12 protein-coding genes are annotated in these 14,107 nt (G+C 62.9%); 7 read left to right on the forward strand and 5 right to left on the reverse strand.

Annotation, left to right across the window (positions count from 1 at the left end; genetic code table 11):
* Positions 1 to 22: 22 nt before the first annotated feature.
* The gene (gene pepN, locus O3299_RS15865; protein ID WP_305062687.1) at positions 23 to 2,677 is read right to left on the reverse strand and encodes an aminopeptidase N; all 2,655 of its coding nucleotides are present in this window, start codon (positions 2,675 to 2,677) and stop codon (positions 23 to 25) included.
* 198 nt (positions 2,678 to 2,875) lie between these two features.
* Here pepN and O3299_RS15870 point away from each other — a divergent pair, with 198 nt between their 5' ends.
* Complete coding sequence (locus O3299_RS15870) at positions 2,876 to 3,505, forward strand: DUF4136 domain-containing protein (protein WP_099666698.1); 630 nt, start codon at positions 2,876 to 2,878, stop codon at positions 3,503 to 3,505.
* A gap of 169 nt (positions 3,506 to 3,674) precedes the next feature.
* On the opposite strand, the gene O3299_RS15875 is transcribed toward O3299_RS15870, so the two are convergent.
* The 4 genes from O3299_RS15875 to O3299_RS15890 form a co-directional block, all read right to left on the reverse strand.
* Positions 3,675 to 4,604, reverse strand: a complete 930-nt coding sequence (locus tag O3299_RS15875; protein WP_251350740.1) for a quinone oxidoreductase — start codon at positions 4,602 to 4,604, stop codon at positions 3,675 to 3,677.
* A gap of 92 nt (positions 4,605 to 4,696) precedes the next feature.
* Complete coding sequence (locus tag O3299_RS15880) at positions 4,697 to 5,086, reverse strand: methylglyoxal synthase (RefSeq protein WP_034786684.1); 390 nt, start codon at positions 5,084 to 5,086, stop codon at positions 4,697 to 4,699.
* Positions 5,087 to 5,115: 29 nt separating this feature from the next.
* On the reverse strand, positions 5,116 to 6,036 hold the full coding sequence (locus tag O3299_RS15885; RefSeq protein WP_099666695.1) for a DMT family transporter: 921 nt from the start codon (positions 6,034 to 6,036) through the stop codon (positions 5,116 to 5,118).
* An 83-nt stretch (positions 6,037 to 6,119) separates the two neighbouring features.
* Positions 6,120 to 8,591, reverse strand: coding sequence for an alkaline phosphatase (locus tag O3299_RS15890; protein ID WP_305062688.1), 2,472 nt, complete (start codon positions 8,589 to 8,591; stop codon positions 6,120 to 6,122).
* 155 nt (positions 8,592 to 8,746) lie between these two features.
* On the opposite strand from O3299_RS15890, the gene O3299_RS15895 reads away from it, so the two are divergent.
* The 6 genes from O3299_RS15895 (at position 8,747) to rsfS (ending at position 14,107) form a co-directional block, all read left to right on the forward strand.
* Positions 8,747 to 9,472 carry a YebC/PmpR family DNA-binding transcriptional regulator gene (locus O3299_RS15895; RefSeq protein ID WP_077408206.1) on the forward strand — a complete coding sequence of 242 codons (726 nt, stop codon included), beginning with the start codon at positions 8,747 to 8,749 and terminating at the stop codon, positions 9,470 to 9,472.
* 70 nt (positions 9,473 to 9,542) lie between these two features.
* Positions 9,543 to 10,811, forward strand: a complete 1,269-nt coding sequence (gene purD, locus O3299_RS15900) for a phosphoribosylamine--glycine ligase (RefSeq protein ID WP_099666692.1) — start codon at positions 9,543 to 9,545, stop codon at positions 10,809 to 10,811.
* A 125-nt stretch (positions 10,812 to 10,936) separates the two neighbouring features.
* Positions 10,937 to 11,731, forward strand: coding sequence for a hypothetical protein (locus tag O3299_RS15905; protein ID WP_305053045.1), 795 nt, complete (start codon positions 10,937 to 10,939; stop codon positions 11,729 to 11,731).
* A 103-nt stretch (positions 11,732 to 11,834) separates the two neighbouring features.
* A complete protein-coding gene (hemF, locus tag O3299_RS15910; RefSeq protein ID WP_251350553.1) occupies positions 11,835 to 12,749 on the forward strand; it encodes an oxygen-dependent coproporphyrinogen oxidase in 915 nt (304 codons plus the stop codon).
* 20 nt (positions 12,750 to 12,769) lie between these two features.
* On the forward strand, positions 12,770 to 13,417 hold the full coding sequence (nadD, locus tag O3299_RS15915) for a nicotinate (nicotinamide) nucleotide adenylyltransferase (protein ID WP_257218867.1): 648 nt from the start codon (positions 12,770 to 12,772) through the stop codon (positions 13,415 to 13,417).
* Positions 13,418 to 14,107 carry a ribosome silencing factor gene (gene rsfS / locus O3299_RS15920; protein WP_289903725.1) on the forward strand — a complete coding sequence of 230 codons (690 nt, stop codon included), beginning with the start codon at positions 13,418 to 13,420 and terminating at the stop codon, positions 14,105 to 14,107.

Below are 14,107 nucleotides of genomic sequence, written 5' to 3' on the forward strand. Positions count from 1 at the left end.
TTTTTGATAAATTTTTACGGTGTTAATTGGCCAATGCCTTGGAAACGACTTCCATCACGTCATTCGACAAGCTGGCCTGGCCGGCGACTTTTTCCAGCGCGTCGCGCATGTGGCTTTGCAGTGCGGGCACGTAACGGCGCCAGCGGTCCATGGAGCGTGCCAGGCGGGCTGCCACTTGCGGGTTCAGGGCGTCGAGCGCGATGACTTGCTCGGCCCAGAAGGCGTAGCCGCTGCCGTCAGCCGCATGGAATTGCGACGGATTGCCGTTCGTGAAATTGAAGATCAGGCTGCGCGCGCGGTTCGGATTTTTCAAGGTGAAGGCCGGATGCGTCATCAGCTGGCGCACGGCTTGCACATCGGTCGATGGCGCGGCCGCCTGCATGGCGAACCACTTGTCGACCACCAGCGCTTCGTTCTCGAAGTCGGCATAGAAACTGGCCAGCGCCGCCTGCGCGTGCGATGGCGAACCCGAATGAATCAGGGCGCCCAGCGCTGCCGCGCGGTCCGTCATGTTGCCGGCACCGTCGAACTGCTGCTGCGCCAGGACCAGCTCTTGCTCGCCCGGCGCGATCAGCAGATAGGACAGGGCCAGGTTTTTCAGCGCGCGCTTGCCGGCCGACAGGGCATCCGGACTGTACTCGCCCGGCGTCTGGTTGGCGTGGTACTGCGCCAGCAGTTCAGGTTTCAAGGCGGCCGCGATGGTGCGGCGCATGAACTGGCGCGCCGCGTGGATCGCTTGCGGGTCGACTTGCGCCATGCGCTCGGCGATGATGGTTTCCGACGGCAGGATCAGGGCCAGCTCGCGGAAGGCAGGATCGAGCGTTTCGTCGGCCAGCAAGGCGCGTTGCGCTTCGATGAAGGTGTCGTCCAGCGCCAGGTGCTCGCCGGCGGCGACGGCGCCGGTCAGTTTCAGCAGGCGCTCCATGGCCAGGCGCTGGCCCGCTTCCCAGCGGTTGACCGGGTCGCTGTCGTGGCGGAACAGGTGCAGCAGTTCCGCGTCCGTGTAATCGTATTCCAGCACCACGGGCGCGGAAAAGTCGCGCAGCAGCGACGGCACAGGCAACTCCGTCACATTCGTGAAGCGGAAAGTCTGCGACGCTTGCGTCAGTTCCAGCACGACGCTGGCAGCGCCGTTCGACACGACGCCATCGACGTGCAGCGGCAGGTCGCGACCATCGGCGGCCAGCAAGCCGACGGTGACGGGGATGTGGAAAGGCAGTTTTTTCGGCTGGCCCGGCGTGGCGGGGCAGCTTTGCGCCAGGGTCAGCTCGAACGTCCGGCTGGCCGCATCGTAGCGCGTAGACGCCGTCACGACAGGCGTACCCGCCTGGCTGTACCAGCGCTCGAACTGGCTGAAGTCGCGGCCATTCGCATCGGCCATGGCGGCGCGGAAGTCGTCGCACTGCACGGCCTGGCCATCGTGGCGTTCAAAATACAGGTCCATGCCCTTGCGGAAACCGTCGCGGCCCACCAGGGTCTGGTACATGCGCACCACTTCGGCGCCCTTCTCGTAGATGGTGACCGTGTAAAAGTTATTGATCTCGACGAAAGAGTCTGGACGCACGGGATGGGCCATCGGGCCCGCGTCTTCCGGGAACTGCGCCTGGCGCAGGGTGCGCACCTGGTCGATGCGCGTGACGGCGCGGCCCGTGTCCGTGCCGATCATGTCGGCCGAGAATTCCTGGTCGCGGAACACCGTCAAGCCTTCCTTCAGCGACAGCTGGAACCAGTCGCGGCACGTCACGCGGTTGCCTGTCCAGTTATGGAAGTATTCGTGGCCCACCACCGCTTCGATGCCCGCGTAATCGACGTCCGTCGCCACGCGCGCATTGGCCAGCACATACTTGGTATTGAAGATGTTCAGCCCCTTGTTTTCCATGGCGCCCATGTTGAAATCGCCCACGGCGACGATCATGAAGCGGTCCAGGTCCAGTTCCAGGCCGAAACGCTCCTCGTCCCAGCGGATCGAGTTTTTCAGCGACTGCATGGCGTAGTCGGTTTTATCCAGGTTGCCGTCTTCCACCCACACTTGCAGCAGCACTTCGCGGCCCGACTTCAGGGTATAGCGCTCTTCCTGGCATACCAGGCGCGCCGCCACCAGAGCGAACAGGTAGGACGGCTTCTTGAACGGGTCTTCCCACTTGGCGTAATGGCGGCCATCGCCGAGGTCGCCCTCTTCGATCAGGTTGCCGTTCGACAACAGCACCGGATACTTGTCCTTGTCGGCGCGCAGCATGACCGTGTACTTGGCCATCACATCCGGGCGGTCAGGGAAGAAGGTGATGCGGCGGAAGCCTTCCGCTTCGCACTGCGTGAAGAAATTATGGTTCGACACGTACAGGCCGGACAGCGAGGTATTGTCCTGCGGCGCCAGCACGGTTTCGATATCGAGCGTCACCTCCTCCGGGGCCTTGGGGATGGTCAGCATGCCCGCCGTCAACTTGTACTGCGACGGCTTCAATACCTTGCCATTCAGGCGCACCAGCACCAGTTCGATGTGTTCGCCGTGCAATTCGATGCTGCGGCTGGTGCTGGCCGGGTTATGGCGCATTTGAATCCGGCTCGCCACCACTGTGCGGGCGGGATCGAGATCGAAACCAAGTTCGACGCTGTCGACCAAAAAGCTGGGCGGCGTGTAATCTTTGCGGTAAATCGTCTGAGGGCTGTCTGTGCGCATAGGGATTTGGGTGGGAGCGGAGGCAAAAGCCTATTTTACCAACACCAGCCCCCGATAGTCGCGATTCAGGTCAGGAATGTTGGATTCCCTTACACGCAGACATGCCAGGTAACATTCTGTAATAATGAATAGAAACAAATAGAACTATTCTTATAATACTAAGCGAAGAATTGCGTCTACTAATCAGGAGGTCATGCAATGAAACGATATCTCACCATCATGATGGCCGCATTGACCGTGTTGCTCACCGGATGCGCCACCACCATACGCAGCGATGTGACCGTCTTCCATGAATGGCCTGCGCAATTGCAGGACAAATCATATGCATTTGAAGCGCCGGCGGCCGAAGACGACACGCTGGAATACCGCAGCTACCAGAACCTGGTGCGCGCGGAACTGGCCAAACACGGTTTCGGCGAAGCGTCCGGCCCCGCGGCAGCCAATTTGCGCGTGGCAATGAATTTCTCCACCGTCGACTACCCTGAGCGCGTGCTGCAAGCCAGCGACCCATTCTGGTATGGCCCCGGCTACTGGCCTGGCCGCTACGGCTACCGCTACGGCGCATGGCCAGGCTATGGCCGCTTTGGCTATAACCCCTACTGGTATGGCCCGATGGATGTGGAAGAAAGCGTGCGCCATAAATACGAACGCGAATTGCGCGTGACGATCAATGACCGCAACGGCAAGAAACTGTACGACGTAACCGTGCAATCGACCAGCAACAAGCGCGCCACGTCGCAAGTGATGCCCGCCATGGTCGCCAGCGCCTTTGCCGATTTCCCCGGCCAGAGCGGCGTGCCCCGTAAAGTGGAAGTCAAGGTGGAATAATTACGTGGCAATACAAAAAACCGGCTTGTGCAGCGATGCGCAAGCCGGTTTTTTTATGTCTACGAATAATACGCCTCGGCGGCAAAGGTCAGCGCGCCAATCAGGGCCACGGCCAATAACAGCACGATCAGCAGGCGGCCGAACTTTGGCGTGCCATCATTGCCGCCGCTCATGGCACGATGATGGTCGAACCGGTCGTCTTGCGCCCTTCCAGGTCCGTATGCGCCTGGGCGATATGGGCCAGGCCGTAGCGCTGGTTGATCTCGATCTGCACTTCGCCGCTGCTGACGACGCCGAACAGTGAGGTCGCCATCTCTTCCAGATTCGCGCGGTTCGAGGCATAGCTGAACAGGGCCGGACGCGTGATGAAGAGCGAGCCGCGCGATGCCAGTTCGCTCAAAGTGAAGGCCGGCACGGGACCGGACGCGTTGCCGAAGCTGACCATCATGCCCAGCGGCGCCAGGCAGTCGAGCGAACCCGTGAACGTATCCTTGCCGATGGAATCGTAGACGACAGAGACGCCCTTGCCGCCCGTGATCTCGCGCACGCGCTCGACGAAGTTTTCCGTGTTGTAATTGATGACATGGGCCGCGCCATGCGCCTTGGCCAGCGCCGCCTTTTCATCGGAACCGGCCGTGCCGATCAGATTCACGCCCAGCACCTTGGCCCACTGGCAGGCGATCAGGCCCACGCCGCCCGCGGCCGCGTGGAACAAAATGGTGTCGCCCGCCTTCAGGGCCACCGTGCGGTGGAACAGGTATTGCACCGTCAAGCCTTGCAGCATCATGGCGGCGGCCGTATCGAAACCTATGCGCTCGGGCAACACCAGCAGCAGGGCCGCAGGCAGGTTGCGCTGCTGCGCATACGCGCCATTGATGCGCGCCGCATACGCCACCCGGTCGCCCACCTTCACTTCCGTGACACCCTCGCCCACCGCCTCGACGATGCCCGCCCCCTCGACACCAAGGCCATTGGGCAGCGGCTGCGGATACAAGCCCGTGCGGAAATACACGTCGATGAAATTGAGGCCGATGGCCTCGTGCTTGACGCGCGCCTCGCCGGGTCCCGGCGGCGGTAGTTCCACATCCACATATTCCATCACGTCCGGGCCGCCCACGCGCTGTACGCGGATGGCTTTGGTGGTAATCGTTGCGCTCACAATATGCTCCTTGAAGAAGAATCGGGAAAACGTCAGGCGGCAGCGCTGGCCCGCGCCTGCAATTGCGACAGCACCAGGTGCGCCGACGACAGATTGGTCGCGCACGCCACGTTGTGCACGTCGCAGGCGCGCACCAGGGCGTTGATGTCCGGCTCGTGCGGCTGCGGCGTCATCGGGTCGCGCAGGAAGATCACGCAATCGATCAAGCCTTCCACCAGCAGCGAGCCGATCTGCAAATCGCCGCCGAACGGGCCGGAATGCTTGCGCTCGACCGCCAGGCCCAGCTCATTGATCAGGCGACCGCCCGTGGTGCCCGTGGCCGACAGTTCGCAACCCTTCAAAAAGTCCAAGTATTCGCCCGCCAGGGTAATCATGTCATCTTTTTTCTTGTCGTGGGCAATCAGGGCGATGCGTGTTTTCATGGTGGGGACATTTTCAGTGGGTGGAGGAATTATTTCTTTTTCGACAGCAAGTAAATGCCGGCCAATACCAGGCTGGTGCCAGCCAGTTGCCAGTTGGTGATCGGTTCATCGAGGATCATGGCGCCCAGGAACAGGGTCGACACGGGGCCGATCATGCCGGCCTGCGAAGCGACGGGCGCGCCGATGCGCTCGACGGCGATCATCGTCATGAAGACGGGCATCACCGTGCAAAAGATTCCATTGAGCAAAGACAAGCCGTACACGGGCATGGGCTGGATCAGCAACTCGACGGGGCGCAGGATGAAGAATTGGGCGATGCAGGCAAAGCTGGCCACGCACATTGCATAGCTGACGAGGCGCATCGAGCCGATGCGCTTCACCAGCTCGCCCGAGCCCAGCAGATACACGGCATAGGCACAGGCCGAACCCAGCACGAGAGTCGAGCCCAGCGCCACATTGCTGGCGCCGCCCTGCAAGTCGTGCACGAACACCAGCACGATGCCGCAATACGAGGTAAACAGGGCCAGCCATTGCAGGCGGCTGATGCGCTGCTTGAAGTACACAGTGGTAATCAGGAGCACGAAAGTAGGCGTAAGGAACAGGATCAGGCGCTCCAGGCCCACGGAAATGTATTGCAAGCCAAGAAAGTCCAGATAGCTGGACAGGTAGTAGCCGACGAGGCCCAGCCCGACGAGGCGCCAACGGTCGCTGTTTGACAGCGGCGGCTCCGTGCGCATCTTCCAGCAAGCGATGACGGCAAACACGGGCAGCGAAAAGATCATCCTAAAGGCGATCAGGGTGACGGCGTCGATCTGGTAGCGGTACAGCAGCTTGGCGACGATGGCCTTGGTGGAAAACAGTACCGCCCCGCCCACGGCGATGGCCAGGCCACCGAGGTAGACGGAACGGGGAATCGATGCAGGGGATGCTTGCGGGGAACTGGAGCTCATGCCCAGATTGTAAGGCAAAAGCCGGGGCCAGACCCGGCGGGACTCGGCGTCCCCGTCTGGCCCCGAATAAAACCGGCGGCGGATTAAGAGACCACCACCGCCGCCGCACCCGCCGCCACCGTCGCCGTCGTCACGCGCGCAATCACGTTCGACGGCGCCGCCGTGCCGACCAGTTTATTCACCTGCTTGAACTGCGCCACCAGCTTGCCGGGCGTCAAAGTGACCACCGTGTAGCCCTGCGCATCCGTGTTCAAATGCTTGATCCACGGGTTGTTGCCCAGGCCGGACAATTGCTGCGCCAGGCCCAGCAGGGTCACGCTGAAGTCAGTGCTTGCTTTCAAGCCAGCCTGCACGGCGGCGACCGTGCCGTCCAGCTGGGCTTCCGGCACACCCTTGGCAGCCAGGGCGCCGCGCAGCTGCACGCGCAACTGTTCCAGCAGGCTGTCGACGGTAGGCGCCGCCTTGCCCATGGTGTAGTCGAGCAGGTTGATGTCGAGATTGACCGTGCCCAGGCCCGTGACGGGAATGGCCAGCGGATAGCTGACGAGGGTGCCGATATCGCCCATGCTGCCGGCGGCCGACTTCAGGTAGCTGAAGAAGGAATCGGAGCTGACGCCGGCCGACACCAGGTCCACCATCACGGGCGTGCCGCCGCCGGCCGCGTCGAAATCGTCGCTGACCGTACCCGCAAAAAACGAGTGGATATCGCCCGTGATGGCCACCACGTTGCCGATGGCATTGGTTTTCAGGTGCGCCATCAGGTTCTTGCGCTCGCTGTTGTAGCCATCCCACTGGTCACAATTGAGCAGGAAGCGCGTGAAGAATGGCGCCAGCGCGGCTTGCTGGCCGGAAGCGGCGACAAAGCTCGATGCGGCCCCCTTGGCCTGCACGTCGGGCTTGATCCAGCCGAAGGCGATCACTTGCGCGGCGGCGGCCGGCGAAGCGCTGTTGTAGGCAGCCACCGTGATGCCGGCCTGAGCCGCGCTCAAACCGGCGCCCACGGCAGCGGCGCCCTGCGCGCCGGCATTGGCTGCGGCGCCGGCAATCGCCATGGCGGCGGCCTGCGCCACGCTTGACGATGCGCCCGCCGTCGAGGCCGCCACGATGGCGCAGGCCAGCGGCACGCTGCCGCCCACCAATGGCAGGGTGCTGGCGATGGCTTTGCCCACGTTGGCCATGGCGCTCAGCGCCAGCAGGGTGGCGATCGCATCCGTGCCATTCAAGCCCATGCGCAGCAACGACACTTCATTGCCCCACAGCTTCCAGGTCGACGTGGCCGCCTTCATCTTGCCCTTCCACCAATCGCGCTGCGTGCTGCCCAGCATGCCCACTGCCGCCAGCGGATCGGCGCCGGCCTTGGTGGCGGCCGCCATTTTCTGCCCTTCCACGCTGTCGAACAGCGCTTGCGGCACCAGGTAGCGGCTGCCGATGCTGCCCAGCGGCTTGCCCGTGGCGGGATTGGTGGTCGACTCGGCGATCGCGTGGTCGGCGCGGTACAGACGCTCGTCCGTCATCACCAGCTGCATCAGTTTACCGAACTGGAAATCGCGGTAAATCTGGATATTCTGGAACGTCGTCGCGGCGGCGTCGAACGTGACGTCGGCCGGCATGTATTCGAACCAGGCCTGGTTGGCGCTGCGGCGGCGGGCCGGCTGGTGCAAATCGCTGCCGTCGGCCGCCACGATGCCTTCATAGGTGGACGCATCCTGCCAGGCGTCGTCCGTGAATTCATGGTCATCCCAGATGGCGATGAAGGCAAAACGCTCGTGCACGGCTTGCAGGCGCGCATCGGTGCGGTATTTCTTGTACAGGTAGCGGTAATCGGCCACGGTGGTCGCGTATTTGGCGCCGGACGTGCCGCTTTTATACGTGCCGTCGGGCAATTTCAACTGGTCGTGGCGACTTTCCACTGCGCCGCTCTGGAAGGCTTCGCCCACCGTTTCATAGATGTAATCGCCCAGGTGGACGATAAAATCGAGCGATTCGTTGGCGGCGATGTGCGACAGCGCCCCCCAGTGATTGATGCTCCAGTCCTGGCATGTCAGGTAGGCGAATTGCAGCTGAGCAACGTCGCTGGTCGCGGCGGGCGCCGTCTTGAAGCGGCCCACGTTCGAGCGCACGTCGCCGGCGATGAATTGGTAAAAATACACCTGGCCCGGCTGCAAGCCCGTCACCTTGTGGCGCAGGGTATTGTCGAAATCGGCTTTCAGCGGCAATTTCGCATCGACGATGGGTGTGCCGGCCAGGGCCGTGTTGCCGCCCAGGGCGGCCGTATTGTCGCTGGCGCTGACGATCAGGCGCACGGCGACGTCGGACTTGCCGGCCACGGCGGGCGCGACGGCGTCGAAACTGGCGGGCACGACGCGCGTCCACAGCATGGCGCTGTCGGCACGCGGGTCGCCCGAAGCCACGCTTTGCGGGAATTTCCAGTCGCTGCCCGAGGCCAGCGGCACGCCAGGATCGCTGTAATCGGTGCTGCCGCAGGCGGCGAGGCCGACAGTGGCCACGGAGACGGTAATAAAGCCGCCCAATTTCAGAAATTGCCGCCTGTCCATTTGACTTGCCATGATGTCGCGCCCTCGATATGGTGAAAGCGCGTCACTTTAGCAACAGATTGTGTCATCCTGATGACGGGGCCGCGCCGCTTCGCAGGGGGCCGATATGCTAAAATGTCGGCCACAATTGAACACCCGTCTAAGGAAGATTCGACATGGCAGGACATAGCAAATGGGCCAATATCAAGCATAAAAAGGCTGCCACCGATGCCAAGCGCGGCAAAATCTGGACGCGCCTGATCAAGGAAATCACGGTCGCGGCCCGCATGGGCGGCGCCGACGCCATCACCAATCCGCGCCTGCGCCTGGCAGTCGACAAGGCGGCCGATGCGAACATGCCAAAAGACAACGTCCAGCGCGCGATCAACCGCGGCAGCGGCGGCGTCGATGGCGCCAACTACGAAGAAGTGCGCTACGAAGGCTACGGCGTGGGCGGCGCAGCCGTCATCGTCGAATGCATGACCGACAACAAGGTACGCACGGTGGCTGAAGTGCGCAACGCCTTCAACAAGAACGGCGGCAACATGGGCAACGAAGGCTCCGTCGCCTTCATGTTCCAGCATTGCGGCCAGCTGCTGTTCGCGCCGGGCACCGATGAAGACAAGCTGATGGAAGCGGCCCTGGAAGCAGGCGCCGACGACGTCATCGCCGATGAAGAGGGCGGCTTCGAAGTGGTCACTCCCGTGCATGATTTCGCCGCCGTCAAGGAAGCGCTGGAAGCGGCCGGCTTCAAGGCCGAAGTGGCCGAAGTCATCATGAAACCGGCGACGGAAACCGTCTACACGGGCGACGACGCCATCAAGATGCAAAAGCTGATCGATGCCCTGGAGCTGCTGGACGACGTGCAGGAAGTATTTACGAACGCCCTGATCGAAAACTAAGCAAAAAATAAGCTATACACCTCAAGGGCGGCAGCACCGCCCTGCAACCCACACTGAACGAACGGTTCCTATGAAAATTCTGGTAGTCGGCTCTGGCGGCCGCGAACACGCCCTGGCCTGGAAACTGGCCCAGTCCGAACGCATACAGATGGTGTATGTCGCGCCGGGCAACGGCGGCACCGCGCGCGATGCGCGCTTGGTCAATCTCGACATCAGCGACCCGCAATTGCTGGCCGATTTCGTTCAACAGGAACACATCGGCCTGACGGTCGTCGGTCCGGAAGTGCCGCTGGCAGCCGGTATCGTCAACCTGTTCCGCTCGCGCGGCCTGAAAATCTTCGGCCCCACGAAAGAAGCGGCGCAGCTGGAATCGTCGAAGGACTTCGCCAAGGCCTTCATGCAGCGCCACGGCATCCCGACGGCCGCTTACCAGACCTTCTCCGACGTCGCCCCCGCGCACGCCTATGTCGACGCCATGGGCGCGCCGATCGTCATCAAGGCCGACGGCCTGGCCGCCGGCAAGGGCGTCGTCGTTGCCATGACCCTGGAAGAAGCGCACCAGGCGGTCGACATGATGCTGTCCGATAACCAGTTCGGCGACGCCGGCGCACGCATCGTCATCGAGGAATTCCTCGCCGGCGAAGAAGCGAGCTTCATCGTCATGTGCGATGGCAAGAACATCCTGCCGCTGGCCACCAGCCAGGACCACAAACGCCTGAAAGACCACGACCAGGGCCCGAACACGGGCGGCATGGGCGCGTATTCGCCGGCACCTATCGTCACCCCGGCCATGCATGCGCGCGTCATGCGCGAAATCATCGTGCCAACCATCCAGGGCATGGCCAAGGACGGCATCACGTTCACGGGCTTCCTGTATGCGGGCCTGATGATCGACGACAAGGGCACGCCAAAGACCTTGGAATTCAACTGCCGCATGGGCGACCCGGAAACGCAGCCCATCATGGCGCGCCTGAAGACCGACCTGGTGACCGTCATGGAACACGCCGTCAACGGCACGCTCGACGCCGTGGAACTGGAATGGGACCGCCGCACGGCCGTTGGCGTCGTGATGGCCGCCGCCGGCTATCCGGACGATCCCGTCAAGGGTACCTCCATCGGCGACATCCCGGCCGAAACGCATGATTCCGTCACCTTCCATGCCGGCACCCGCATCGAGGGCGAGCGCCTGGTGACCAACGGCGGCCGCGTGCTGTGCGTGGTGGGCCTGGGCGACAGCATCAAGATGGCGCAGAAACAGGCGTATGAAACCGTGGAAAAAATCCATTTCGACGGCGCGCAGTACCGCCGCGACATCGGTTGGCGCGGCCTGAAGCACTAAGCCCGCCCCAGACGGCAAACGGCAGGGCCGGCGCGGAATGCATCCGCCCCGGCCCTGTTTTGATTGGCGCGCCAGGAAAGCGGACCTTGCGCTAAGATTTTGCCTTTCAGACAAAGTTGCAACCCATGACCAGCCACGTCCATCCCGCCCTCGCTCAGGTACGCCAACTCCTCCTGATCACGGACAATGAATTCGACGACGCCATCGCCGAACTGGAAATCCTCGCCCTGGACGAGGAAGACGACGTCGACATGCCACGACTGGCCGCCGGCGCCGGTCCCGCCGAGGCCCTGGCATGGCTGCTGCGCACTGACCTGCTGCCACAGGACGACTTCCTGCGACGCGTACAGGATCTGCCGCGCCGGCATGGCGGCGAAGCCCTGCTCGAGCGCCAGCAACTGGCCGCCGACGCGCTAAAGCTGGTCAACGGCCAAGCCATCGACACCCTGTACGACGAAGACCTGATCAACCAGTGGCAGCGCGATGCCGCCCACGCCAGCTTGCCGGAGAAGCGCCTGCTCGCCTCGCCGATTGACGCACTGCGCGAAATGCTCCGGCAAGGCACCTTGACGGCGCAGCAATTCGAGCTATTGCGCACGCGCCAGCACGGCTCGGAGCTGGGCCGCATCATCGTCGATGGCGCCGCGCGCCAGGCCCGCCGGGAACGCCCCGCCTATGCGCGCCCGGAAACGTGGGTGATGGCCGCGCTGCTGGTGCTGGTACTGGCCTTTGCCGGCCGCGCCATCGTCTCCGGGCAGGCACCCTCCCCCGCCGCAGCCCCCGTCGCCGGGCAGGGCGTCGAGCGGCCCGACTTGCAGCGGCGCGCCGCGCACGCCGTGGAAAGCGCGCGCCTGCCCGGCGCCGGCGCGGACCTGTCCATCACGGTGGTGCAGGACGACGCCACGCCACCGGCACGCTGATCCACAACACAAACGCACAGCGCAAGCGCCGCCCTATCACAAAAACGCGTAACAGGGTACAATCCGTCCTTACTTTTTTATTTCGGCCTCGTCGGCCCACGCGATGTCGTCAACTCCCTCTCCTTCGGCCGTCAAGGCCTATTTGCTCGATTTGCAAAGCCGTATCGTGCAGGCGCTCGAAGCGCAGGACGGCAAGCCCTTCCTGACCGATGCCTGGCAGCGCCCCGAGGGCGGCGGCGGCATTTCGCGGCTGATCGAGGAAGGCAATGTGTTCGAGCGTGGCGGCGTGAATTTTTCGCACGTCACCGGCGCCGCATTGCCGCCATCGGCAGCGGCCGCGCGCCCTGAACTCGGTGGCAAGGCGTGGGAAGCGATGGGCGTGTCGCTGGTGCTGCATCCACGTAATCCGTATGCGCCCACGGTGCACATGAATGTGCGTTTCTTCACCACCGTGAATGCCGATGGCGAACCCGTATGGTGGTTCGGCGGCGGCATGGATCTGACGCCGTATTATGGCGACGCGGGCGACGTGAAGCACTTTCACCAGGTATGCCATGATGCGCTGGCGCCGTTTGGCGAGGAACTACATCCGAAGTTCAAGCAGTGGTGCGACGATTATTTCTACCTGAAGCACCGGCGCGAAGCGCGCGGCGCGGGTGGTATTTTCTTCGACGATTTCAATGCCCTGGGCTTTGACGACAGCTTTGCGATGATGCGCAGCGCCGGAGACGCCTTCATCGACGCCTATGTGCCTATCCTGGCGCGCCGCAAGGACACGCCCTACGGCGAACGCGAACGCGACTTCCAGTGCTACCGGCGCGGACGCTATGTCGAGTTCAACCTGGTGTTCGACCGCGGCACCCTGTTCGGCCTGCAGTCGGGCGGGCGCACCGAGGCGATCCTGATGTCGATGCCGCCCGTGGTCAAGTGGCGCTACGACTGGCACCCGGAAGCGGGCAGTCCCGAAGCGGCGTTGTATACTGACTTCCTCGTGCATCGCGACTGGCTGCAGGCGTGAACCCAGGTAGCAGGGCATGCGTGGCGCTGCTCGGTGGCAGCTACGATCCGGTGCATATGGGGCATGTCGCGCTGGGCACGCATTTTTCCAGCCTGCTGCACGCCGATGAACTGCGCGTGATTCCGGCAGGCGCGCCCTGGCAAAAAAGCAAGCTGGGCGCCACCGGCCAGCAGCGTGCCGAGATGGCCGGCCTGGCGTTTGCCGGCCTGCCCCTGCCGGTCGTGATCGACCGCCAGGAAATCGCGCGCAGCGAACATGGCCAGGCCAGCTACACCATCGATACCTTGCGCCAGGTACGCGCCGAGCTGGGTCCGCGCGCTTCCATCGTTTTCCTGATGGGCGCCGACCAGCTGCAGCGGCTCGCGACATGGCGCGAATGGCAGCAATTATTTGAATACGCGCATATCTGCGTCGCGGCCCGCCCCGGCTTCGCGCTGAATGACACCGCAGTGCCACAAGTGGTCGCCGAAGAATTTTCGCGCCGCCTGGGGTCACTGGAAAGCATCCGCAACACGCCGCACGGTCTGACTTATCTGGCACAGGACTTCGCGGTGGATATCTCCGCCACCGAAATACGTGCGGCATTACAACGGGGGAATCGGGCAAACCCGCTTGTTTCCCCGCTAGTGCTAGACTATATTGAACAACATAATTTATACAAAAGCTAAATGGACATCAAAAAACTGCAAACCCTCGTCGTTGACGCCCTTGAAGACGTCAAAGGCCAAGACATCGCCGTCTTCGAAACGAGTCACCTGACCAGCCTGTTCGACCGCATCGCGATCGTTTCCGGCACCTCGAACCGTCAAACCAAGGCGCTGGCCGCCTCGGTGCGCAACAAGGTCAAGGACGCCGGCGGCGACATCATCGGCATGGAAGGCGAGGACACCGGTGAATGGGTGCTGGTCGATCTGGGCGACATGATCGTCCACATCATGCAAGCGCCTATCCGCGCCTACTACCGCCTGGAAGAAATCTGGGGCGATACCCCGGTCAAGCTGGGTGCCGCCAAGCGCGCGCCGAAAAAAGCGGCCGGCGACGAACCGAAAAAGGTCAGCGGCCACCTGGCAGCAAGCAAAGCCAATGTGGAAGCGACGCCCGTGATCGAGAAAAAGGCGCCTGCCAAGAAAGCTGCGGCAACCACCGCCGCCAAGAAAGCCCCGGCGAAAAAAGCCACTGCTTCCAAAGCCGTCGGCAAGACCGTGAAAGTCGCGCCAACCAAGACCGAAGCGGCCGCAGTGAAAGCGCTGAAAGCGCTGCCGGAGAAAAAAGTGCGCGCCCCACGCGCGGCCAAGCCGGCAGCCGATGCTGCACCGGCAAAAACCGTGATCAAGCGTATCAAAAAAGTCGAAGCGTAA

Source organism: Janthinobacterium sp. SUN176, from assembly GCF_030587335.1.
Classification (GTDB): domain Bacteria; phylum Pseudomonadota; class Gammaproteobacteria; order Burkholderiales; family Burkholderiaceae_D; genus Janthinobacterium; species Janthinobacterium kumbetense.